Annotated in this window: 20 protein-coding genes; 13 read left to right on the top strand and 7 right to left on the bottom strand. The window is 73.5% G+C overall.

What is annotated here, in order from left to right; translation table 11 throughout:
• Positions 1–42: 42 nt before the first annotated feature.
• The 3 genes from GCL84_RS12310 to GCL84_RS12300 are packed head-to-tail and all read right to left on the bottom strand — an operon-like array spanning position 43 to position 2,444.
• A complete protein-coding gene (locus GCL84_RS12310; RefSeq protein ID WP_156755579.1) occupies positions 43–558 on the bottom strand; it encodes a DUF6653 family protein in 516 nt (171 codons plus the stop codon).
• 18 nt (positions 559–576) lie between these two features.
• Positions 577–1,836, bottom strand: coding sequence for a glycosyltransferase (locus GCL84_RS12305; protein ID WP_156755578.1), 1,260 nt, complete (start codon positions 1,834–1,836; stop codon positions 577–579).
• Positions 1,833–2,444: a TetR/AcrR family transcriptional regulator gene (locus GCL84_RS12300; protein ID WP_156755577.1), complete on the bottom strand. Its 612-nt coding sequence runs from the start codon at positions 2,442–2,444 to the stop codon at positions 1,833–1,835. Before GCL84_RS12300 ends, GCL84_RS12305 begins: the two co-directional genes overlap by 4 nt.
• A 271-nt stretch (positions 2,445–2,715) precedes the next feature.
• On the opposite strand from GCL84_RS12300, the gene GCL84_RS12295 reads away from it, so the two are divergent.
• Positions 2,716–3,990, top strand: coding sequence for a glycosyltransferase 87 family protein (locus GCL84_RS12295; protein ID WP_156755576.1), 1,275 nt, complete (start codon positions 2,716–2,718; stop codon positions 3,988–3,990).
• 135 nt (positions 3,991–4,125) lie between these two features.
• On the opposite strand, the gene GCL84_RS12290 is transcribed toward GCL84_RS12295, so the two are convergent.
• Positions 4,126–4,506: a VOC family protein gene (locus tag GCL84_RS12290; protein ID WP_156755575.1), complete on the bottom strand. Its 381-nt coding sequence runs from the start codon at positions 4,504–4,506 to the stop codon at positions 4,126–4,128.
• A 63-nt stretch (positions 4,507–4,569) separates the two neighbouring features.
• Between GCL84_RS12290 and GCL84_RS12285 the strand changes: the two genes are divergently transcribed.
• On the top strand, positions 4,570–5,298 hold the full coding sequence (locus tag GCL84_RS12285; protein ID WP_156755574.1) for an AraC family transcriptional regulator: 729 nt from the start codon (positions 4,570–4,572) through the stop codon (positions 5,296–5,298).
• An 18-nt stretch (positions 5,299–5,316) separates the two neighbouring features.
• Here GCL84_RS12285 and GCL84_RS12280 read toward each other — a convergent pair whose 3' ends face one another.
• Entirely contained in the window at positions 5,317–6,015 is a 699-nt protein-coding gene (locus GCL84_RS12280; RefSeq protein ID WP_197523194.1) for a class I SAM-dependent methyltransferase, read from the bottom strand.
• A 200-nt stretch (positions 6,016–6,215) separates the two neighbouring features.
• Here GCL84_RS12280 and GCL84_RS12275 point away from each other — a divergent pair, with 200 nt between their 5' ends.
• Both GCL84_RS12275 and GCL84_RS12270 read left to right on the top strand, forming a co-directional pair.
• Positions 6,216–7,349, top strand: a complete 1,134-nt coding sequence (locus GCL84_RS12275) for a GTP-binding protein (RefSeq protein WP_156755572.1) — start codon at positions 6,216–6,218, stop codon at positions 7,347–7,349.
• 236 nt (positions 7,350–7,585) lie between these two features.
• The gene (locus tag GCL84_RS12270) at positions 7,586–9,154 is read left to right on the top strand and encodes a hypothetical protein (protein ID WP_156755571.1); all 1,569 of its coding nucleotides are present in this window, start codon (positions 7,586–7,588) and stop codon (positions 9,152–9,154) included.
• Here GCL84_RS12270 and GCL84_RS12265 read toward each other — a convergent pair whose 3' ends face one another.
• Entirely contained in the window at positions 9,155–11,107 is a 1,953-nt protein-coding gene (locus GCL84_RS12265) for a hypothetical protein (protein WP_156755570.1), read from the bottom strand.
• Between the two features lie 241 nt (positions 11,108–11,348).
• Complete coding sequence (locus GCL84_RS12260) at positions 11,349–11,924, bottom strand: ATP-binding protein (RefSeq protein WP_235926173.1); 576 nt, start codon at positions 11,922–11,924, stop codon at positions 11,349–11,351.
• A gap of 245 nt (positions 11,925–12,169) precedes the next feature.
• Here GCL84_RS12260 and GCL84_RS12255 point away from each other — a divergent pair, with 245 nt between their 5' ends.
• From GCL84_RS12255 to GCL84_RS12215, 9 genes are read left to right on the top strand one after another with little or no spacing between them, the layout of a single operon-like run.
• A complete protein-coding gene (locus tag GCL84_RS12255; protein WP_156755568.1) occupies positions 12,170–15,025 on the top strand; it encodes an aminotransferase class V-fold PLP-dependent enzyme in 2,856 nt (951 codons plus the stop codon).
• Positions 15,022–16,338, top strand: coding sequence for a cytochrome P450 (locus tag GCL84_RS12250; RefSeq protein ID WP_156755567.1), 1,317 nt, complete (start codon positions 15,022–15,024; stop codon positions 16,336–16,338). Before GCL84_RS12255 ends, GCL84_RS12250 begins: the two co-directional genes overlap by 4 nt.
• The gene (locus GCL84_RS12245; RefSeq protein ID WP_156755566.1) at positions 16,335–17,801 is read left to right on the top strand and encodes an anthranilate synthase component I family protein; all 1,467 of its coding nucleotides are present in this window, start codon (positions 16,335–16,337) and stop codon (positions 17,799–17,801) included. Before GCL84_RS12250 ends, GCL84_RS12245 begins: the two co-directional genes overlap by 4 nt.
• Positions 17,798–18,424 (top strand): anthranilate synthase component II, encoded by a 627-nt coding sequence (locus GCL84_RS12240; RefSeq protein WP_156755565.1) that lies wholly within the window; start codon positions 17,798–17,800, stop codon positions 18,422–18,424. The genes GCL84_RS12245 and GCL84_RS12240 overlap by 4 nt, the downstream gene beginning before the upstream one ends.
• Positions 18,421–19,446, top strand: a complete 1,026-nt coding sequence (trpD, locus tag GCL84_RS12235; RefSeq protein WP_156755564.1) for an anthranilate phosphoribosyltransferase — start codon at positions 18,421–18,423, stop codon at positions 19,444–19,446. Before GCL84_RS12240 ends, trpD begins: the two co-directional genes overlap by 4 nt.
• Positions 19,443–20,240 carry an indole-3-glycerol phosphate synthase TrpC gene (trpC, locus tag GCL84_RS12230; protein WP_156755563.1) on the top strand — a complete coding sequence of 266 codons (798 nt, stop codon included), beginning with the start codon at positions 19,443–19,445 and terminating at the stop codon, positions 20,238–20,240. The genes trpD and trpC overlap by 4 nt, the downstream gene beginning before the upstream one ends.
• Positions 20,237–21,415, top strand: coding sequence for a tryptophan synthase subunit beta (gene trpB, locus GCL84_RS12225; RefSeq protein WP_156755562.1), 1,179 nt, complete (start codon positions 20,237–20,239; stop codon positions 21,413–21,415). Before trpC ends, trpB begins: the two co-directional genes overlap by 4 nt.
• Positions 21,412–22,203 carry a tryptophan synthase subunit alpha gene (gene trpA / locus GCL84_RS12220; protein WP_156755561.1) on the top strand — a complete coding sequence of 264 codons (792 nt, stop codon included), beginning with the start codon at positions 21,412–21,414 and terminating at the stop codon, positions 22,201–22,203. The genes trpB and trpA overlap by 4 nt, the downstream gene beginning before the upstream one ends.
• The gene (locus GCL84_RS12215) at positions 22,194–23,579 is read left to right on the top strand and encodes a class II 3-deoxy-7-phosphoheptulonate synthase (protein ID WP_156755560.1); all 1,386 of its coding nucleotides are present in this window, start codon (positions 22,194–22,196) and stop codon (positions 23,577–23,579) included. Before trpA ends, GCL84_RS12215 begins: the two co-directional genes overlap by 10 nt.
• Positions 23,580–23,596 lie beyond the last annotated feature (17 nt).

The raw sequence follows: 23,596 nt of genomic DNA, 5'->3' as shown, positions 1-23,596 counted from the left end.
GGTCGGCGGCACCTGATCGTGCCACCCGCCGCAGTGCGCGGTTCACGTGTCCGCCGTGCGCGCCTGGGAGCCGTGAACCGGGCCGGATCGCCGCTCGACCCGTTCCCACAGCCACCCGAACCGGTCGATGCGCCACAACTGCGCCACGATCACCAGCGTCGCGCCGAACACCGTCGGCCACACGTCGAGCCGGACCAGGCCCCACGTCACGAGGGCGAAGCCCGCCAGCCCGAGCACCACCAGGAGGCGCAGCACGGCACGGTGATCCGGCGGGACCAGCGACGCATCGCGCACCCACGCCCGTTCTCCGTGGATTCCGCGTGCCGCCCAACCGCGCGGCTCGACCGGCCGGAACACCGTCGGGTTGACGAACAGCCAGACGACCACGGCCGCGATCGGCAGCAGGCTCCACCAGCCGATCCAGGTGCGGCTCCAGATCGCGGCCGGCATCAGCGGGACCGCGGCGAAGCGGGTCCACACGCTCCACGGGTTCGCGTGCCGCCGCCACGCCTCGTCGTCCATGCCGAACGCCCACGCCACCGTGTTCTTGGCACCCATCGTGGTGTCCTCCCGAGTTCAGGTGATCCCTTCGAGGGCGTCGACCGCCGTGGTGACGCCGTTCTCCGCGCGGATCCGCCGTCCCAACCGCCCGGCCCGGTCGCGCATCCCGGTGTGGCTGGTGGCCGTCAGAGCCGTGGTGAGCAGGTCGGCGGTGAGGTGGCGCTGTCGCACCGGGGGTGGTGCGACCCCTGCGGCGTGCATGCGGTCGGCCCAGTGCGGTTGGTCGGCGACGAACGGGCATACGACCTGCGGCAGGCCCGCCGCCAGCGCGGCGCCCGTGGTGCCGCCGCCTCCGTGGTGCACCACCGCGCTCATCCGGGGGAGCAGCCAGTCGTGCGGAGCTTGGTCGATCACCAGCACGCCGTCGGTGTCCGGGGTGGCGCCGCCCCAGCCGGTGGCCAGCACGGCGCGGACACCGGCCCGGCGCACGGCTTCGGTGACCATCGTGGTGGTGCGGCTGGAGTCCCGGTCGGCCATGCTGCCGAAACCGATGTAGACGGGTGCGGGGCCGTCGTCGAGGAAACGCCTCAGCCGGTCCGGTGGCGACCACCGCGGCGCGGTGGGCAGGTACCAGAACCCGGTGGTGCGCACCGACTCGGGCCAACCGGGGTCGACCGGTGTGACGTGGCGGCTGAATGCCTGCAACACCAGCCGGTCGTGGCCCGAGGGGTCGTGCAGCACGTCGTGGCTCCCGCGGCGGCGCGGCAACCCGAGGTCAGCCGTGCGCCACGCGGTGGCGATGCCGGAGAAGGTGCGCAGGGTGGCGGACACCGTCAGATAGCTGGCACGGTTGAGGAACCGCGGCAGCCGGGGCAGCGGCACCATCGGGCAGGGGAACGCGCCCGTGGGCACCCAGCCCGGCTGCAACGCGACCAGCACCGCGGGCACACCGAGCACCTCCGCCGCGTGCTGGGCGGGCAGGGACGGCGAGTGCACCACCACGTCCGCCCGCGACCGCCGGGCCACCTCGCCGACATCGCGCAGGACAACTCCCATCAAGGGCTTGATCCGCCGGGCTGTCCGCACGGCGGTGACCTTGCCCCGCACACCCCGGTAGCCACCGTCGATCGCCTCCCGGACCACCGGGTCGTCCATCAGCCGGTTGGGCCCCTCGTCCAGCGGTGCGAAGTCCACCCCGTGCTCAGAGGCGGCCTGCGCGAAGGAGCCCGGCGCGGCCAGCACCGCCTCGTGGCCGCGTTCGCGCAACGCCACCGCGAGCGCGAGGAATGGCTGCACGTCGCCGCGCGTGCCGTGGGTGACCAACAGCGCCCTCACCGCGACGACCCCTGCTCGTCGACCGCGGTGAACGCGGTCAGCCAGCGGTCGTCGGCGAACAGGCCGCCGGTCAGCATCTCCAGCCCGGCCCGCGCGCCCCGCACCGCCGTCGCGGTGTCGGCCGGGTCGCCGCCGAGCAGACGCCCGACCTGGTCGCCGAGCACCAGCGGTGCCAGCAGCCACGACACGTAGGTCACCGCCCGTGCCCGCGCGTCCGCCGTCGGACGCGCCCACCCCTCCGCCTCCCCGGTGGCCAGCCACTCCTGGGTGCGTTCGACGATCTCGGCGAACAGCGCGGACGCGCCCTCGGTCCCGTCCAGCAGGGCACGCCCCAGGTACCGCCGCACCGGTGTAGCCGCCCGCAGGACGTCTCCCAGCGCACTGGTGTCGGCGCCGCCGCCGGACCGGATCGCGTCGAGCACGTGCTCGTCGCACGCCTGCCGCAGTCCCTCCTTCGAGCGGAAGTGGTGCAGCACCAACGCGGGAGACACCCCGGCGTCGGCGGCCACCGCGCGCACGGAGGTCCCGGCGACACCCTCGGCACCGAACCTCGCCAGGGCCGCGTCGCGGATGCGGGCCCGGGCGGTCACATCGGATGCTGAACGCATGTTCAGAGTATTGAACAGACGTTCAGCCCCGTCAAGTCTCACAGCGGTCGAACACCCCGCCGCCTGCGGCTACCGACCGCGCTCGGATGGACACCGGCCTGTGTGGACGTCACTCGGGTCACCCCGTCCGGTCGCGCCAGCACATTCTCGACGCGATCACGCACACTCGAATTAGTGGTGGCCGCGCGTCTTCAACGGTGCTTACCTGCGGGGTATGACAAATTCTCATTGGACACGCGCACCTGGAACGGGCTTCCGATAGCTTCGCGGGGTGGACTCGGCAACCGCTCAACGGCAGACCCCCGCACCCCGGTTGAGGGGGCTGTCGGAGCGCCCGTCGTACAGCGTCCTGTTCTTCGTGCTGTGCGGGCTGGCGTCCGCGGGCGCCCTGGCCTGGATCTTCCGGATCGAGGACCAGCTGATCGATTTGCAGGTGTACCGCTTCGGCGTGGAGGCCTGGTGGTCCGGCGGCGACCCGTACGCGCTCCTGCCCCCCACGTCGGTGGGCGTGGCCCTCTGGTACCTGTACCCCCCGTCGTCGCTGTTGGCGTTCGCCCCGCTGACCGTGGTGCCGTGGGAGCTGTCGGTGGTGCTGGCGACGGGGATGTCGGTCCTCGCGGTGGTCGTGTCGCTCGCCGTCGTCATCTCCCGGGTGTGGCCTGCGGGCGGGCGCATGGGCGCGTTCGGTCTCGCGGCCGGGCTGCTGCCGTTCGCGCTGCTGCTCGAACCGGTCGCCGAGACCATCAAGTTCGGCCAGGTCAACCTGTGGCTGATGGCGCTGGTCGTGGTCGACTGCCTGGTCCGCACGCCGAAGTGGCCGCGCGGGCTGCTCGTCGGCATCGCCATCGCGGTCAAGCTGACCCCGGCGGTGTTCCTGCTGTACTTCCTGCTGCGCCGCGACTTCCGCGCCGCGGTCGTCACCTGCCTGAGCGCGGCGGCGTGCACGGCGCTGGCGTTCGTGCTCGCCTGGCAGGAATCGCTCGACTTCTGGTTCACCGGCGCGGGCCCCACCGACCGGATGGCGGGCTCGGCGATCGTCACCAACCAGACCGTCGCGGGCGCGCTGGCCCGCTTCGGCATCGACGCCCCGTACGACAAGATGGTCTGGCTGGGCGCCGCCATGCTGGTCGGCCTGATCTTCCTGTGGGTCGTCCCCCGGGTCGACGCCGAGACGGGGGTCGCCGTGACCGCGATGGCGGCCTTGGTGCTGTCGCCGATCTCGTGGTCGCACCACTACGTGTGGATCGTCCCCGGCCTGGTGGTCGTCGCCGCCCGCGTGCTGCGCACCCCCTGGAACCCGGCCAAGCTCATGGCCGCCGCGTTCGGACTGGCGATCTTCTACGTCGCCCCCCACTTCATCGCCCGGAGCGAGGAGTCCGACGGCACGAAGTGGACCTGGTGGCAGAACATCTACGGCAACTCCTACCTGCTGCTCGGCTTGGCCGCCCTGATCTGGGTCGCCTGGGCCCACCGCCCCTCAGCGACCCTCGACCGCGAACTCGCCGACGTTGCCGACCCGCGGCCGCGGGTCAAGGAGACCGCTTAGGCGCTTGAGAAGGGAGGCCTCCGGGTGCGGTGGTGATGACGACGCCACCCACCGGCCCTGGAGGTCTCGTGTCCCACGGTGACGCTCGTCTGACGCGCACGGCAGCCACGTGCTGGTCGCCGGGGCCTGGGCGGGTCAGTCCGCGGCGGGGTCGAAGGTCATGGCGCCCACGACGTTGCCGGAGGGATCGGCGAGCCAGATGAGGTGGCCGACGCCTGCGATGGTGACGGGTTCCACCAGCACTCGGCCGCCTGCCGCGAGGGCTGCCTCCCGGGTGGCGGCCACGTCCTCCACCGCGATGGTGCACTCGAAGCCGTTGGTCGGCCGGTCCGGCTGGAGGGCGCGTCGCTGTTGCAGGGCCGCGGCGACGCCCGGGCCGCCTGGTGCGCCCGCATCGATCCGGTAGAAGCCGGGTGGCCCCCACGGGGCAAAGTCCCAACCGAAGGTGTCCGCGTAGAACCGGCGGGTGGTCGGGACGTCGTCCGCGTTGATCGCGATGTGAGCGAGATCGGTCATGGGGAAAAGGGTAGGCAGTGGGTGGGTTGCGCGCAGTCGCGCATGCGACTAAATCTGTCGCGCATGCGCCACGATGAACCGGACCTGCGCGGTTACGCGGTCACCCACCCGCCAGGACCGCTGATCCCGCCGCAGGCGGCGGGGTGGCATCAGTTGATCTACGCCGTGTCCGGGGTGTTGGTGGTTGACACCGCTGAGGGGAGGTGGACGCTGCCGCGGCACCGGGCGTTGTGGGTGTCGGCGGGTATCGGGCACCGGTTGCGGGTGGTCCACCGGAGCAGGTTGCGCATCCTCTACGCGGGCGAGCGTGTGCGGCTGCTGCCGCCCGGTTGCCGGGTGGTCGACGTGCCGCCCCTGGCGCGGGAGTTGATCGTGCACCTCGTCGAGCGCGCGCCGCTGGACCTCGACGAGCCTCGGCAGGCCCGGCTGGTCGCGGTGCTGCACGACCTGCTCGCCGACCTGCCGTCGGACCCGGCGCTGCTGCTGCCTGCCCCGACCGACCCGAGGGCGGTGGCCGCGGCCCGGCTGATCACCGAACTGGACGTCCCGACCGCGTGCCTGCGGGTGGGCGTAGGCAGGCGCACCCTGGAGCGGCTGTTCCTGGCCGAGACCGGCATGAGCGTCGGCCAGTGGCGGCGGCGCAGGCGGATGCTCGACGCGGTGGCGCACCTGGCGGGCGGTGCGCAGGTCGGCACGGTCGCACAGCTGGTGGGGTACTCCACGGCGAGCGCGTTCGCCGCCGCCTTCCGGACCGAGTTCGGCGTGGTCCCGTCGAGCTGGCTGCCCACCTGATCCCGTGGTCGCGGTCGGTCAGGGTTTCTCGCCGGTCACCAGGATCAAGCCGCTCGCGTCAGAGGGCGAGTTCGAGGGAAGGGTAGCGGTCGTCACGGGGGCGAAACCAGCTTCGGACAGCACGCTGCGGTAGGTGTCGGCGGTCCAGAACGTGTCGGTGACGTCCACCCAGGAGCCGTCGGCTTGACGAAGGCGGCTGCGGACGGCAGCGCCGTCGCTGTAGGGGCCGGGCTCGGTTAGCCAACCGTCGTAGTTCGCGGTGCCTATCGTGGCCGGGTCAGCTCCCCACACCGCGAGCTTCCCGCCCGGGCGCAACGCCCTGAGAATGTCCCGGCAGATGTCGCCCAGCCGCTCACGCTCGGGCACGCACACGAACACGAAGCCGCACATGGCGGCGTCCATCGATCCGTCCGGCAGGAAACCCAGATCCCCGTCGTCGGTGTGCCTGAAGTCGATGAGGTGGTGCGGCTGGCGGCGCGCCAGCGCCAGCATCGCCGGGGACGTGTCGACAGCACACACGCGCACGCCGAACGAGCGCGTGGCCGCGTGCGCGGTGTGGCCTGCTCCGCAGCCGTAATCCAGCAGGTTCTTGGGCCCGTCCGACGCCCCCAGGCCCAGTGCGGCGAAAACGGCCGGATACCCGACGTCCTGCGCCAAATCGTGTGACGCTTCCGTGTAACTGGTCGCGACACTCGGATCGTGCCAGAACGAATTCACGTGGCATTTCCCCATCTGAGACAGATTTCGCGGCTGGTCGAACCGTGCCGTCGGTGGAGCGGGCCGCGAGTAGCCCAGCCTAGTCGCACAGCGGCACCCGGACGGCGCAGGGGACGCCGACCGCTGACGCGACGGCGGTGCGGTGACCGGGGTGGGATAGGCTAAAGGAAATGGTTTTCATTTCGGATACTGGGGGCACCATGAACGACGACGCGCGCGTGCCCGTCACCGTCCTGTCCGGGTTCCTCGGCGCGGGCAAGACCACCCTGCTCAACCACGTCCTGACCAACCGCGAGGGACGCCGGGTGGCCGTGGTGGTCAACGACATGAGCGAGGTCAACATCGACGCCTCGCTGGTCGCCGGTCGCGGCGGGGAGCGGCTGGTCGAGCTGACCAACGGCTGCATCTGCTGCACCCTGCGCGAGGACCTGCTCGACAGCGTCGGTGCCCTGGCCCGCGAGGGCCGCTTCGACACCATCCTCATCGAGTCCACCGGGATCTCCGAGCCCATGCCGGTCGCGGCGACCTTCGAGTGGACCTTCGACGACGGCACCAGCCTGTCCGACCACGCCCGCCTCGACACCATGGTCACGGTCGTCGACGCGCACACCTTCCTGACCGAACTCCAACGCGGCGACCGCCTCGACGACCGCGGCCTGGCCGCCGACGACGGCGACGAGCGCGGCATCTCCGACCTGCTCGTCGACCAAGTCGAGTTCGCCGACGTCCTGGTGCTCAACAAGACAGACCTGGCCACCACCGACCAGTTGACCGCCACCGAGGGCCTGCTGCGCAAGCTCAACCCGAGCGCCCGACTCCTGCGCTCCCACCGCGGCGCCGTCCCCCTGTCCGACGTCCTCGACACCGGCCGCTACGACCCGGTCACCGCCGCGACCGCCGCGGGCTGGGCCGAGGAACTGGCGGGCACGCACACCCCCGAGACCGAGGAATACGGCATCCGCTCCACCACCTACCGCGCCGACCGCCCCTTCCACCCCGCCCGCCTCGTCACCGCTCTGGCCGACTGGGAAGGCGTCATCCGCAGCAAGGGCTTCTGCCACATCGCCACCCGCCCCGACACCCTCGCCGTCTGGTCGCAGGCAGGCCCCACCCTCACCATCGAACCCGGCGAACTCCTCCACACCCCGACCGCCCGGCAGGAACTCGTCTTCATCGGCATCGGACTCGACCCCGCCGAGCCCGCCCGCCGCCTCGACCCAGCACTGCTCACCGACACCGAACTCGCCGAGGGCCCGGCCGCCTGGAAGACCTACGAGGACCCGCTGCCCGCCTGGGACGACCTCGACACGCACGACCACTCGCACACCTTCTGAGGCGCTCTCGGGCGCAGGTGATCGGCTGGAGGGGGAAGCCGGTCGGCGGGCCGAACGTATTACGGTGCTGCTATGACGCCCCGGGAGCCGCGCCGGTCGATCCGCTTGCCCCCTGGGTTCGTCCTAGTGGCGTGGCGGCGGGGCGTGGGCGTGTGACTGGGCGGTGGGTGAAGGCGCCGGTGGGGCCGCACGCGCGTCGGTGGAGCACGGTGGCGGACACGCGGAAGGTGTTGTTCGTGGTCCACACCGTGGCGTCGGCGAACCGGCTGGGCGACCTGGTGGACCTGTTCGACTCCGATCCACGGGTCCAGCTCGTGCACACCTGCCCCGAGACCGCGAGTGTGCCCGCGGGGGTCGACGAGCACCTGGCCCGCCGGGGCTTCGCCGTCGTCGGTTGGGGGCAGGCGGTGAACACAGTGTGGGACCTGATCATCACGGCCAACTCCAGCGGTGGGCTGCACGAGCTGCTGGGGCCTGTTGTCCTTGTCTCCCATGGGATTGGCTACACCAAGACGATCACGCCCGGAAGCCCGGGCGCCCGAAAACCCGTGTATGGCCTGTCGGCCGAGTCGCTGTTCTCAGGCGGGCGGCTGCTCCCGGATGTGCTTGTCCTGTCGCACGAGGAGCAGCTTGAGCGCCTCGCCGCCGCGGTGGCGGAGGCGGTGGAGCGGGCGGTGGTCGCCGGTGACCCCCGGTTCGACCGGATGCTGGCCTCGCTCGACGAGCGTGACCGGTACCGGGCGGCGCTGGGGGTCGGTGAGCGGGACGCGTTGGTGGTGGTGTCCTCGACGTGGTGGCAGCGGTCGCTGTTCGGTAGCTGGCCGGAGCTGTTGGACCAACTCCTCGCCGAGTTGCCCGTGGACCGGTACCGGGTGGCGGCGGTGCTGCACCCGCACATCTGGTCCGCGCACGGACCCGCCGTCGTGCGGTCGTGGTTGGCGCGGTGCCTGCGGTCGGGGCTGCTGCTCGTGCCGCCGGAGGAGGGGTGGTCGGCGGCGTTGATCGCCGCCGACGTGGTGGTGGGTGATCACGGGGCGGTGACCACCTACGCCGCCGCGCTCGGCCGCCCGGTCCTGCTCGGGACCTTCCCGGAGGACGACGTCGCCGAGGGCACCGCCGTGCACGTGGTCGGCGGTGTGGCGCCTCGGCTGGACCGGTCCCGGCCGTTGCGGGGCCAGGTGCGGGACGTGCTCGCCAGGCGGCTCGCGGACCCGGCCCCGGTCGCCGACCTGGTGACCTCGGTGCCGGGCAAGGCGGCGCAACTGCTGCGGGAGGTCTGCTACGAGCTGCTGGGACTGCCGGTGCCCGAACTGCCCGTCCCCGTGCCGGTCCTGCCCGACCCCGAGGCCAGTGGGCCGCGCGGCGGGCTGGCGGTGCGCGTGCACGGGTCGGTCGGCCCGGACGGTGTCCTGGAACTGACCCGGCACCCGGCTGACGCCCTGCTCGGGCGGAGCACCCCGCACCCGCGCTTGCCCGAGACGCACCTGGTCGCCGCGGCCGACCACCCGCTCCCGGAGCTCCGCAGCGGCGCCGACGTCGTCTTCCGCAGGTCAGCCGACCTGCGCTGGCTCGACACCGCGGCGGACAAGCACCCCTTCGCGGCGTTCGCCGCCGCGGTGACCTCACCGACCGAGTGCGTGGTCCAAGTGCGCGACGGCCCCCGCCTGCCATGCCGGACCCCGTCCGGCGTCGACCCGCTGGTCGCCGCCTCGGCGCTCTACCTGCTCCCCGACCACCCGGCCGCGGCGCCCCGCCGAGTCCGAGTCGACAGCGCGGACGCGGTCACTGTGTCCGTGAACGGGTGATCAGCCGCGGGCCTGGTCGCGCAGGAAGGTCAGCCGGGCCCGGGCCTCGTCGTCCGGTGCGGTGGCGAGCAGCACCTCGAGCGCGTCCGCCTCGCCGCGGGCGGACCCGTCCGCCTGGAACAGGTCCGCCGCCTCGCGGGCGCGCCCGGCCGCGGCGGGGTCGCCGAGGCCTGCCGCGGCCTGGGCGAGGACGAGCAGGGACTTGGCGGTGTTGTCGGTCTCGCCGGTGTCCCGGAAGTGCTCGAGCGCCTGCCGCGCGGCCTGCGCGGCTCGCTCGTGCTCGGTGGCGGCGAGCAGCACCCTGGCGCGCTGGAGCCACAGCAGGGCGAACATCCGCGGCCGCTCGCGCTCGGGGGCCTCGGTGGCGGCCACGTGCCAGGACTGGTCGAAGAAGGCGAGCGCGTCGGCGGTGCGGCCCCGGCGGGCGGCGATCTTGCCCGACCACTCCAGCGCGCTCTGCCTGCCCACGGGGTCGCCCGCCTCGTCCGCGGCCCGGTGCGACTCGGCGAAGGCGGCCGCCGCCTCGTCGAGGTCGTCGACGTTGAGCAGGGCCGAGCCCAACTGGGAGGTCATCCGCATCCGCACCCGGGCATCACCGAGCTGGATCGCGGCCTCGACACCGCCCCGGTGGGTGGCGATCCACTCGTCATAGTGCCGGTGCACGTGGTAGACGCCCCACAGCGCCTCGCACAACTGCCACACCAGCTCCGGCATCTGGAACCGCCCGGCCAAGGCGACCGCCGCCCGCAGGTTCGGCCGCCGCCGCTCCAACCACGCCCACGCCTGCGCGCGGGTCGGCCGCACGGCCGCCGGGACCTGGTAGAGCCCACCCAGCCGGGGGCGGGAGGACAGCACCCGGTCGTGGGCCACCGCCTGGGCGAGGTACCAGCCCACCACCCGCTCCACGGCCGCGGCCACCTCAGCGCGGGGCTCGTCGCGCTCGGCCCGGTCGCGGGCGTGCCAGTGCGCCACCGTGTGGAACTCGAACGTGCCCGCCCCGGTCCGCTCCAGCAACCGGGCCTCCGACAACGCGGTCAGCACGGCGACGGCCTCGTCCTCGGTGACGCCGAGCATCGCCGCGGCCCCGTCCGCCACCACCGCACTGCCCGGGTGGTGGCCGACCACCAGCCGGTACGCCCGCGCCGCCGCTGGGCTCAACCGCAGGTAGGCCCCCTCGAAGCTGACCCGCACGTACTCCTGCGACTCCGGGTCCAACGCCTCCAGGCCACGGCTCGCCAGCGCCCGGACGAGGTCGGCGACCTCCCACTCCGACGCCCCAGCGATCTGCGCCGCCGTCGCCTGCATCGCCAACGGGTAGCCCCCGCACGCCCGCACCAGCGCCGCGGGCTCCACCCCCGACTCGACGTGCCACCCGACCCCCAGCACCCGGTCGAACAGCTCCAACCCGAACCGCTCGTCCAGCGGTTCGACCGCCCGCGCCTGGAAGCCCACCCGCAGCAGGTGCCGGATCGGCGCCCTCGACAGCACCACCACAGCCGACCGCGGCGAGTTCAGCAAGAACGGCTCCACCTGCGCCGCGGACTCCACGCCCTCCAACACCAGCAACACGCTCTTCGGGTGCGTGACCGTCAACAACCGCCCCTGCCGGGCCGCCTCCGACACCGGCAACTCCCGCCGGTCCACTCCCAGGTCGGCCAGCACATCGGCCAGCGCCTCCGCCACCGACTGCCCCTCCCCGAACCGCACCCGCACCACGCCGTCGGCGAACGACCCCGAGTTGTCCGCCCAGTACCGGCGCAGCACACTGCGCACCCCGACCCCGGCGGGACCGTGCAGCGCCACGAACGCGGGCCTGCCCGCCTCCCACGCCGCGGCGACCCGCTCCCCCAGCCACGCCATGAGCGGGTCCCGGTCCACGAACACCGCGGGCGGCACCGGCAACTGCTGCGAAACCCCAGGCCCCGCCCCCGGCGGCGCCCCGTGGAAGTGCACGTCACGGACGCTGTGCGCCTGGACGATGTTCCCATCGCTGTCCCGCACCCGGTTCTCAGACCGCGAAACGTCCGACACCCGGCCCCCTGCCCCTCGCTGTGAGAACCCGAGGGTACCGAGAAGATCACCGCCACGGCACCCGGAGGCGGGGAAACGCTCGTCGCCACCCAGCACAGCGTCCCGTCAACGCCCGCCGCCGCCCGGGGCGTGGGCCGACCGGGGCGAGGACGCGCGGCGCGCGTCAGCGGAGCACCACTGTCAGATGCGGTCCGAAGGCCAATCCGTCGAGGTCGACAGGCCCGCACAGGGTCGGGAGGAAGTGGACGGTGGTGCCCGTGGTGCCGTCGTCAGGGATCGGGGTCAGACCGGTTACGGGGACGCCGTGCTCATAGCGCTGCGTCCATGAGCCGTTCACGCGCCGGTTGGTGTGCACCAGCCACTCGCTGAGCGCTGCCACCACCGACATGCCCCGGCGCGGGCAGCCGTCAGGCAGCGTGGCAGCCGCCGGGTGGTCGAAGAACCGCAGGTCCTTGGTCGCCATCACCGGCTTCTTGACGGTGCGCCCCGCCGCGTCGACGCGGGTGTCGGTGCCGCGCCCGTCATCGGTGACGGAGATCGATCCATCCGCGTGCCGGGTGACGACGGCGGTGCCGCCGCCTCGCGACTCGGCCTCGTCCGCGGCGTAGGCCAAGACCTCGAGCACCAGGTGCCGCACACCACCAGGGGCGACCTCCGCACGCGCGGCGCGGATCGCCTCGAGGTGCGCGGTATCCACCGTGCCGGCCCAGTCGTGGGTGGTGTTGCGCCAATCGGACACAGCCACAGCTTATGACCAGCGCTGGTCTCGGCAGTTGGGTCGAGTGAGGGGACTGTGCGCCGCTCGCGGGCGGATTCGCCGCCGACAGCATCGCGCATCTCGCTCTCGATCCCCTCTCCCGCCGGTCAGCGTGATCGTTAAGAGTCAGCGAAGAGTGCGGCGAGAGGTCCCGTTCCTAGCGTCGGAGCGGTCAGATCCGCGCAAACCAGCCGCGGACGAGCCTGGTCGAACGGGAGGAGGCGCTGATGTCGGGAACCACCCGACTGACGGCGACGGTGGTCGGCGCGGGGCCGGTCGCGTGCCTGGTGGCGATCGGACTGCGCGCGCAGTCGTTCGAGGTCGACCTCTACGAACGGGGGTCGGACATCCGGCGGGCCGAGGGGGTGCGCGGCCACTCGTTCAACCTGACCCTGACCAAGCGCGGTCTCGGGTCGCTCGACCCGGCGGTGGTGGACCTGTTGTACGCCAACGGTGTCCCGCTGCCGCAGCGGGTGATCCACGCCAGGGACGGGTCGGTGTCCTACCAGCCCTACAGCCTGGACCCGGACCACCACCTGCTGTCCATCCCCCGGGGCCTGCTGCACCAGATCCTGCTGGACGAGGCGGAGAAGGCGGGCGCGCGCATCCACTTCGAGCACGACTGCGTCGCGGTGGACCCGGTGGCGGGGGCGGCGACGTTCGTCGCCGAGACCATGGTGCGGGTGGAGGCCGACCTGCTGGTCGGCTGTGACGGGGCGAACAGCACGGTCCGGCACGAGATCTCCCGACGCGGGTCGCGGATGACGATCCACCAGGAGTACGTGCGCGACGGCTTCGTGGAGATCGTCGTGCCCGCCGCGGCCGACGGCGGGCACGCGCTGCTGCGGGAGCTGCGCGACCCGGCGACGCCGGAGAGCATGGTGCACGGGATGCACGTGTGGCCGCGCGGGGACTTCATGCTGCTCGCGCAGCCCAATGTGGATGGCACGTACACCGCGGGCCTGTGGATGCCGATGGCCGCGGACGGCGACGCGCCGGACTGGCGCACGCTCGGCGGCCGGGCCGAGGTGGCGGCGCTGTTCGCCGAGCACTTCGCCGACCTGGTGCCGCTGGCGCCCGGGTTCGCCGACGACGTGCTGCGGTTCCCGCCCGCACCGCTCAAGACGATGCGCTGCGGCCCGTACCACCACGGCAAGACCGTCCTGTTGGGCGACTCGGCGCACACGCTGGTGCCGTTCTTCGGGCAGGGCATCAACTGCAGCTTCGAGGACGTGCGCACGTTCCTGGACTTGCTGGCGGCCAACCGCCACCGCACGGACGGCCCGGAGGCGATCGAGCTGGCGCTGCCGGAGTACACCCGGCTGCGCAAGCCCGCCGGGGACGCCATCGCGGACCTGTCGCTGGCCATGGCCCGCGAGCTGAAGAACCGGACGGGCGACCCGGGTTTCCAGGCCCGCTCGGCGCTGGAGAAGGCGCTGCACGCCACCTACCCCGACCTGTACGTCCCGCTGTACCACGCGGTGGCGTTCACCAGCTCGCCCTACCACGAGGTGGTCACCCGCCACCGCAGGCAGCGCGCGGTGCTCGACGAGCTGTGCCGCCGCCACGACCCGAGCACCGACCGCGACCTGATCATCGCCGAGTACGCCGCGGTGCTCAGCGCGAACACCGCGGTCCCGGTGCCGCGCCACGAGGACGAGCACGTCCGGGCCTCGACGTCGCTGGACCTGGGCCCGGCGCGGCAGCGCGCGCTGCTGGACGCGGTCTCGGACCGCCTGGCCGGGTACCACGAGGAACTGGCCAAACGGAACTTCCCGGCGTCCTACCCGGCCACCGACACCCCCGGCCCCAGCCCGTTGCCCGAGTGCGCGACAGACCTGCCCGCGCTGCTCGACGAGCTGTTCGACACCGCGATGCCGCAGGGCATGATGCACGCGCACCCCGGGTTCCTGGCGCACGTCCCCTCCGGCGGGCTGTTCCAGGGCGCGGTCGGGGAGTTCCTGGCCCGGGCGCTGAACCGGTTCGCCGGGGCGTGGGCGGCCGCACCCGGGTTCGCCCGGCTGGAGACCGACGTCATCGACTGGTTCTGCCGGATCATGGGGTACGGGACCGGGTCGTTCGGCTACCTGACCACCGGCGGCTCGATCGCGAACTTCATGGCGCTGCGCTGCGCGCTGGAGCGGATCCCGGAGCACGACCGCCACCGCGCCCGGGTGTACGTGTCCGACCAGGGGCACTTCTCGGTGGCCAAGGCGGCGAAGCTCGCCGGGCTGCCCGCCGACCGGGTGGTCGTGATGCCCACCGGCGCCGACCACCGGATCGATGTCGACGCGCTGCGGGCGGCGATCCGGGCGGACGCCGAGGCGGGCGACCCGCCCGGGTGCGTGGTGGCCACCGCGGGCACGACCAACACCGGTGCGGTGGACGACATCCGCGCGCTGGCCGCGGTCGCCGCCGAGGAGGGGGTCTGGCTGCACGTCGACGCCTGCTTCGGCGGCTTCTTCCGGCTCACCGCCCGCGGCCGGGAGCTGCTGGCGGGCACCGGGCTCGCCGACTCGATCGCCGTCGACGCGCACAAGTCGCTGTTCCTGCCGCACGGCAGCTCCGCGCTGCTGGTCCGGGAGAAGGCGGCGCTGCGCGCGGCGTTCGCCATCCCCGGCGCCGCCTACATCCCGGAGCTGTCCACCGACGAGGACACCGCGGACTTCATGAACTACGGCCCGGAGGTGACCCGTGAGTTCCGCGGCCTGACCGCGTGGCTGCCGCTGCGCCTGCACGGGGCAGCCGCCTTCGAGCACGGCCTGGACCACAAGCTCGACCTGGCCGAGGAGCTGGCGGCCCGGTTGGCCGCGCTGCCCGGCGTGACCGTGGTGGACCGGGCGGCCCCGCACCTGCCCACGGTGGCGTTCCGGGTGCACGACTCGGACGCGGCGACCACCGAGCTGTGCGAGCGGGTCTGCGCCCGCGGCAACGTCTACGTCGCCACGTCCGTGCTGCCGCGCGAGGGCGCCGTCGTCCGCGCGTGCCTGACCCACCACCTCACCGACGAGCTGGTCCTCGACCAGTTCGTCGAGGACGTGCAGTCCGCCATGCAGCGACTGGAGAAGGAGACCGCGTCATGACCACCGCGACCCGCAAGGGCCTGCCGCCCGGCCCGGACGAGCCCGTCGACGAGCAGCTCGCCAGGTTCGAGGCGGACCCGTTCGGCCGCGTCGAGCGGATGACCCGCGAGTACGGCGAGCTGTTCACCCTCCGGCTGGGCGGCTTGGGCAACGAGGACCTCGTCGACGTCGAGCACAACGGGGCCTGGGTGTTCCTGACCCGCCCCGACCAGCTGCGCGCGATGTACGCCCCGGACGCGGGCACCTCGGGCGCGCTCGCGAACCAGCTCTTCTTCGGCACGCCGGAGGAGTCCGTCGGCTACATCGACGGCACCCTGCACCGCCGCCGCCGCAGCCAGCTGCACCCGGCGTTCAGCGGCGGCCGCGACTACGCCGCGATCATCACCACCGCGGTGGACGAGCACGTGGCGAGGTGGCCGCGCGGGGAGCGGTTCGACCTGTTCACCGCTCTGCAGGCGCTGACCTCCGACATCATCGTCGAGGTGGTGTGCGGCGGGATGCCCGCCGGGGTCAAGGCCGAGCTCGCCGCGATGCTGCCGCGGATGGAGAACGCGCGGTACAGCCGGGACGAGGTCGTCGCCGCCGACCAGGAGCTGCGCGCCCACCTCGACCAGCACCTCGCGGGCCACCGGCAGCGGTGCGACGCGGCGGGCGTCGACGACGTCAGCGCCGCACTGCGGCGGCACGCCGAGGCGGGCGACGAGGCGCTGACCGACGAGGTCGTGCGCGACGAGGTGTTCAGCCTGCTCTTCACCGGGTTCTCCACCACGGCGAACGCGCTGTCGTGGGCGTTCCTGGAGGTGCTGGCCGACCAGCGCGTGCGGGACCGGCTGATGGCCGAGATCGGCGACCGGTTCGCCACCCGGCCGGTGCCCGGCGAGGCCGCGAAGGACCTGGACTACGTCGACGCGGTGCTCTCGGAGGCGCTGCGGCTGCACCCGGTCTCGGCGCTCAACGGGGTGCGGATGGTCGTGCGGCCGCTGGTCGTCGACGGGCACGAGCTGCCGAGGGGCACCGTCGTCGTGCACTGCGCGCACGTCATCCAGCGCGACCCGCGCAACTACGAGGACCCGCTGGTGTTCCGGCCGGAGCGGTTCATGGGCGCCCCGGTCGACCCCTACGTGTTCGGGGCCTTCGGCGGCGGGGCGCGGATGTGCGTGGGCCGCGGCTACGCCCGCGCCGAGATGCGGGTCATCCTGGCGATGGTCCTGGCCGCGGTGGACATGCGCGCCGTCGGGCCGGTGCCGGGCGCGCGGCAGCAGGGCATCTTCATGGCCCCGGAGCGCACCGAGTGCGTGGTGGAGGACCGATGACGACCGTGCACCGACCCACCCCGACCACCGACACCGCGGTGCCGGGCCCGGCCGAGGTGGCCGACCTGGCCGAGCACTACGAGCGGGTGCCCGTCTTCCGCGAACTGCTGGTCGAGGGCCTGTCCCCCACCTCGGCGTTCGACCGGCTGTGCGGGCCGGGGGAGACCGGGTTCCTGTTGGAGAGCGTCCCGGTCGGCGGCGACGTGGGCCGCTACTCCTACCTGGGGTACCGGCCCCGTCCGGTCGACCTGCCCGAGGGCGACCCGCTGCCGACGCTGGCCGAGGTGGCCGGGCGGTCGGTGGCGCCGGTCGCGGGCCTGCCGCCGTTCTTCGGCGGCGCGGTGGGCTACCTGGGGTACGAGACGGCCCGGCACTTCGAGCGGCTGCCCCGGGCGGCCGGTCCGGGGCCGGGGGTGCCGGAGGCGGCGTTCCTGGCCGCGGACGACCTGGTCGTGTTCGACCACGCGACCCGCTCGGTGCTGCTGGTGACCCTGCACCGGCCCGCGGACGAACCCTACGAGGCGGCGCTGAGCAGGCTGTCCGGCCTGCGGGAGCGGCTGACGGCCGAGCCGCCGTCGACGGTGCTCACCGCGGCGGGCAGGCACCCCGGCGGGGTCCGGCCGGACGACGGGTGGGCGTCGAACACCACGCAGGCGGAGTTCGAGGGTCGGGTGCGGCGGGCCAGGGAGCACATCGCCGCGGGCGACGCGTTCCAGGTCGTGCTGTCGCAGCGGTTCACCCGGCCGCTGCGGGTGGAGCCCGCCGAGCTGTACCGGCACCTGCGCGCGGTCAACCCGTCGCCGTACCTCTACCACCTGAGCCTGGGCGGGGGCAGGCATGTCATCGGCGCCTCCCCCGAGTTGCTGGTGCGCGCCGACGGCCGGACCGTGCGGACCCGCCCGCTGGCGGGCACCCGGGCCCGCGGCAGCGACCACGAGGGCGACCTGGCGCTGGAGCGCGACCTGCTCACCGACAGCAAGGAGCGCGCCGAGCACGTGATGCTGGTCGACCTGGGCAGGCACGACATCAGCCGGGTGTGCGTGCCCGGCACGGTGCGGGTCGAGCGGCTGATGGAGGTCGAGCGGTTCTCCCACGTGATGCACCTGTCGTCCACTGTGGCCGGTGAGCTGACCGACGGCGCCACCCCGCTGGACGCGCTGCGCGCCGCCTTCCCGGCGGGCACGCTCAGCGGCGCCCCGAAGATCCGGGCGATGGAGCTGATCGCCGAGATGGAGCCCGACCGGCGCGGCGTCTACGGCGGCGCGCTGGGCTGCGTCGGCTTCGGCGGCCTGGTCGACTTCGCGATCGGCCTGCGCACCCTGGTCGTCGCCGACGGCCTGATCCACGTGCAGGCGGGCGCGGGCGTGGTCGCCGACTCCGACCCCACCGCCGAGTACCTGGAGACCCTGCACAAGGCCAACGCCCTGTTCACCGCCGTCCGCTCCGCGGAGGAGGCCCGATGAGCACGCGGACACCGACGACCGCGCCCGCCGCCGACACCTCGGCCGCGGTGGGCGGCGGCAAGCGGGTGGTCGTGGTCGACAACTACGACTCCTTCACCTACAACCTGGTCCACTACCTCGCCGAGCACGGCGCCGAGGTCACCGTCCGGCGCAACGACGAGACCACGGTGGGCGAACTGGCCGAGTACGACCTGCTCGTCGTCTCCCCCGGCCCCGGCGACCCCGACGACGCGGGTGTGTCGGTGCGGGCGATCCGGGAGCTGACCGGGCGGATGCCGGTGCTCGGGGTGTGCCTCGGGCACCAGGGCGTCGCACGGGCGTTCGGCGGCCGGATCGTGCGCGGCGTGCCGACCCACGGCAAGACCTCCGAGGTCGCCCACGACGGGAGCGGGCCGCTGAGCGGGTTGCCCAACCCGTTCGGCGCCACCCGGTACCACTCGCTGGTCGTGGACCACGGGTCGATGCCCGAGGAGCTGGTGGCCACGGCGTGGACCGACGACGGCGTGCTCATGGCGCTGCGGCACCGCGAGCAGCCCACCTTCGGTGTCCAGTTCCACCCCGAGTCGGTGCTCACCGGTGTCGGCAAGCGCCTGGTGGCCAACTTCCTGGAGGTCGTCTCGTGATCGAACAGCTACGCGTGCTGGCCAGGGGCCGGGCGCTCGACGAGGAGGGGGCCGCGGCGGCGATGCGCGCGGTCATGTCCGGGACGACCGACCCGGCGCGGGTCGCCGGGTTCGCCATGGCGCTGACCGCCCGCGGTGAGACGGTGGACGAGATCGTCGGCCTGGCCCGCGCGGCGCGGGAGGCCGCGGTGCCGGTGGCCGTCCCCGACGGCCTGCTGGACACCTGCGGGACCGGCGGCGACGGGTCGGGCACCTTCAACATCTCCACCACCGCCGCCGTCGTGGCCGCCGCGTGCGGGGTTCCGGTCGCCAAGCACGGCAACCGGGCCGCGTCGTCGTCCTGCGGCAGCGCCGACGTGCTGGAGGAACTGGGCGTCCGGATCGACCTGGAGCCGCGGGCCGCCGCGGACTGCCTGGACCGGACCGGGATCACGTTCCTGTTCGCGCCGCTCTACCACCCGGCGCTGGCCCACGCCGCCGCCGTGCGCAGGGCGCTCGGGGTGCGGACGGTGTTCAACCTGATCGGCCCGCTGGTCAACCCGGCGCGAGCGCGGTACCAGGTGCTGGGGGTGGCCGAGGCGCGGCTGGTGGCCCCGCTCGCCGAGGCGCTCGCCCGGTTGGGCGTGCACCGGGCGATGGTCTTCCACTCCGCCGACGGCATGGACGAGTTGAACACCTCCGCCCCGGCGGACGTGGTCGAGGTCGTGGGCGGCGAGACCCGGGCGTACCGGTTCGACCCCGCCGAGCTGTCCCTGCCGGTGGCCGCCCCGGGCGTGCTCGACGGCGGCGACCGGGTGACCAACGCGGCCATCATCCGCCGCGTGCTCGACGGCGAGCCCGGCCCGGCCGCGGACGTGGTCGTCCTCAACGCGGCCGCCGCGCTGCGGGTGGCTGGTCGCGTCGAGACCTGGGCCGAGGGGCTGGAGCAGGCCCGCGGCGTGCTCGTCGACGGGTCGGCGCGGTCTACGCTGGACGCCTGGGTCCAGGTGTCGAGCCGGGAACCGGCGCGGGGTGTGGCATGACCGGGCCGACGGCTGGACTGCTGGACCGGCTCGTGCGACAGGCGTCGGCCCAGACAGACCGGCGGCGGGCAGGCGTGTCCGAGGCCGAACTCATCCGGCGGGCGGCGGACCGCCCGCCTGCCCTGGACTTCGTCGCCGCGCTGCGGGCCCCGGGGCTGTCGGTGATCGCCGAGGTCAAGCGGCAGAGCCCGGTCAAGGGGCCGCTGACGGCCGACTTCCGGCCGGTCGAGCGGGCGCTGGCCTACCAGCGCGGCGGGGCGGCGGCGCTGTCGGTGCTCACCCACGAGGAGGGCTTCGGCGGGTCGCCGGAGCACCTGGCCGAGGTCCGGGAGCACTGCGCGCTCCCGCTGCTGCGCAAGGACTTCGTGGTCGACGACTACCAGGTGCACGAGGCGCGGGCGATCGGGGCGGACGCCGTCCTGCTCGTGGTGTCCGCGCTGAGCGGCGCGCGGCTGGGCGAGCTGATCGCGCTCGTGCGCTCGCTGGGCATGACCGCGCTGGTCGAGGTGCACGACGACGAGGAGGCCGAGGCGGCGATCGCCGCGGACGCGACGGCCATCGGGGTCAACCACCGCGACCTGCGCACCTTCACCATCGACATGGACCTCACCGCGCGGCTGGCGCCGCTGATCACCCCGCAGCGGGTGCTGGTGGCCGAGAGCGGGGTGCGCACGGCGGGCGAGGCGGCCGCGCTGCGCGCCGCGGGCGCCGACGCGGTGCTGATCGGCGAGGCGCTGATGCGCGCCGACGACCCGGCGGCCCTGGTGGCCGCCCTGGGAAGGGTGGACCGATGATCGAATCGAGGTTCGGCCGCTTCGGCGGCCGGTACGTGCCCGAGACACTGATGGCGGCGCTGGACGAACTGGACGCCGTGTGGTCGGTGGCCCGCGAGGACCCGGAGTACTGGCTGGTCCTGCACGGGCACCAGGACGGCTTCGTCGGCAGGCCGACCCCGCTGTACTTCGCCGAGCGGCTCACCGAGCACCACGGTGGGGCGCGCATCCACTTCAAGCGCGAGGACCTGTGCCACACCGGCGCGCACAAGCTCAACAACGCGCTGGGACAGGCGCTGCTGGCTATCCGGATGGGCAAGCGGCGGATCATCGCCGAGACCGGCGCGGGCCAGCACGGGGTGGCCACGGCCACGGTGTGCGCCCGGTTCGGACTGCCGTGCGTGGTCTACATGGGAGCCGAGGACGCGCGCCGCCAGGAGGTCAACGTCCGGCGGATGCGGATGCTGGGTGCGGAGGTCCGGCCGGTCGACTCCGGTTCGGCGACGCTCAAGGACGCCACCTCCGAGGCCATCCGCGACTGGGTGACCAACGTCGGCGACACGCACTACGTGATCGGCTCCGCAGTCGGGCCCGCCCCGTACCCGGCCCTGGTGCGCGACCTGCAGCGGGTCATCGGCGACGAGGCGCGCGAGCAGTACCTCAGCGCCGAGCGGACGCTGCCCGACGCCGTCGTGGCCTGCGTCGGCGGGGGTTCCAACGCCATCGGGATGTTCAGCGCGTTCGTCGGCGACACCGACGTCGACCTCATCGGGGTCGAGGCAGGCGGTCGCGGGGTGTCCGGTGTGGAGCACGCGGCGGCTACCGTCGCGGGCACCGCGGGGGTGCTGCACGGCAGCATGAGCCGCATCCTGCAGGACGGCGCCGGGCTGGTCCGGGCCACCCACTCGGTGGCCGCCGGGCTGGACTACCCCGGTGTGGGGCCGGAGCACGCGATGCTGGCCGAGACCGAGCGGGCCCGGTACGTGGCCGTGGACGACGCCGACGCCATCGCCGCGTTCCGCCGGTGCACCGCCCTGGAGGGCATCATGCCCGCGCTGGAGACCGCGCACGCCCTGCACCACGTGGGTGACCTGGCCCGCGAACTGGGGCCGGGCGGGCGCGTCCTGGTCTGCTTCTCCGGGCGCGGGGACAAGGACATGCACAGCGTGGCCGAGTACGAGGAGGCGCACCGGTGACGATCACCAACGGGACGACGGGACGGCTCGGCCGGTCCGGGGCGCGGCTGCGCGGCGACGGGGTGTCGGTCGTGCCCTACCTGATGGCCGGGCACACCGGTCTGGACACCACCCGCGAGCTGGGCAAGCGCCTGGTCAACGCGGGCGTGGGCGCGCTGGAGCTGGGCATCCCGCACAACGACCCGCTCGCCGACGGACCGGTGATCCAGCGGGCGGCACAGCGCGCGGTCGACGCGGGCGTGACGCTGGCGGGCTGCCTGGAGGTGGCCCGGGACGTCGCCGACGAGGGCGCGGCGCCCGTGGTCCTGATGACCTACGTGAACCCGGTGCTGGCCTACGGGGTCGAGCGCTTCGCCCGCGACGCCGCCGAGTGCGGGGTCAGCGGGGTGATCGCGCCGGACCTGCCGGTGGAGGAGGCGGCGGCCACCGGCTCGGTGCTGCGCGCGCACGGGGTGGACCTGGTGATGCTGGTCGCTCCGACGAGCTCGCCGGAGCGGGTCGCCGCGGCGTGCGCGGCCTCGAGCGGGTTCGTCTACTGCGTGACCGTCACGGGCATCACCGGCACCCGGACCGACCTGCCTGCCGGTGTGCGGTCGGTGCTCTCGACCGTGCGCGCGAACACCGCCCTCCCGGTGGCCGCCGGGTTCGGCATCTCCCGTCCCGACCACATCCGCGACCTGGCGGGCCACGCCGACGCCGCCGTCGTGGGCAGCGCCCTGGTCGACCTGGTCGACCGCGGCCAAGACCCCACACCCCTGGTGAAGGAACTGGTGACAGCATGCGACTGAAGGAGACCGGCCCCGCCCCGCACCACGCCCCCGACCACTGGTCGCCGGACTCGTGGCGGGACCTGCCCATCGCCCAGCAGCCCACCTGGCCCGACCCGGCCCAGCTCGGCCTGGTGCTCGACGAGCTGGCCCTGCTGCCGCCGCTGGTGCTGCCCGGCGAGGTCGACGAGCTGGGCGCCTCCCTGGCGGAGGTGGCCGCGGGCCGGGCGTTCCTGCTCCAGGCGGGCGACTGCGCCGAGCGGTTCTCCTCGTGCACCGAGGACGGGGTGCGCAGCAAGCTGCGGGTCATCCTGCAACTGGCCATCCTGCTCACCTACGGGTCGGGCCTGCCGGTGGTGAAGGTGGGGCGGATCGCGGGGCAGTTCGGCAAGCCCAGGTCCAGCCCGACGGAGCTGGTCGACGGGGTGGAGCTGCCCGTCTTCCGCGGTGACATCGTCAACGACCCGGAGCCGACCCCGCGGGCGCGGACCGCGGACGCCTCCCGGCTGCTGCGCGCCTACCACCACGCCTCCGCGACGCTGAACGTGTTGCGGGCGCTGACGAAGGAGGGTTTCGCCGACCTGGGCCAGGCGCACGCCTGGAACCAGGAGTTCGTCCGGCGCAGCCCGGCGGGTCAGCACTACGAGAGCGCGGCGCGCGACATCACCTGGGCGCTGCGGTTCATGTCCGCCTGCGGGGCCGACGTGGAGGGGTTGTCCAGCCTGCGGCAGACGCAGCTCTACACCTCGCACGAGGCGCTGCTGCCGGGGTTCGAGCAGGCGCTGACCCGGCACCGGCCCAACGGCTGGTACGGCACCAGCGCGCACATGCTCTGGATCGGCGACCGGACCCGTTCCCTGGGCGGGGCGCACGTGGAGTTCCTGTCGGGTCTGAGCAACCCCCTGGGCGTGAAGCTCGGGCCGTCCACCACCCCCGGTGAGCTGGTCGACCTGTGCGAGCGCCTCGACCCCGGGCACGTCCCCGGGCGGCTGGTGCTCATCAGCAGGATGGGCGCCGACAAGGTGACCGAGCTGCTGCCCCCGCTGGTGCGGGCGGTCGAGTTCACCGGCCGCCGGGTGGTGTGGGCCTGCGACCCCATGCACGGCAACACGTTCAAGTCGGCCAGCGGCTACAAGACCCGCAGCCTGGTCGACATCACCCGGGAGATCTCCGGCTTCTTCGCCGTGCACCGGGCCGAGGGCACCGTCCCCGGCGGCATCCACCTCGAGCTGACCGGCGACGACGTGACCGAGTGCCTCGGTGGCGCCGACGAGGTGCTCGACGGGCACCTGTGCCGCCGCTACGAGACCGCGTGCGACCCGCGGCTCAACGCCACCCAGTCGATCGAGTTGGCGTTCCGGGTCGCCGAGCTGCTGCGCGAGCACCACAGCCAGTGAGCCCGAGACGCAGGCGC

It is taken from the genome of Actinokineospora pegani, from assembly GCF_009745975.1.
In the GTDB taxonomy this organism is placed as follows: domain Bacteria; phylum Actinomycetota; class Actinomycetes; order Mycobacteriales; family Pseudonocardiaceae; genus Actinokineospora; species Actinokineospora pegani.
The sequence above is the reverse complement of the archived record's forward strand: the minus strand, read 5'-3'. Positions and strand labels throughout refer to the sequence as shown.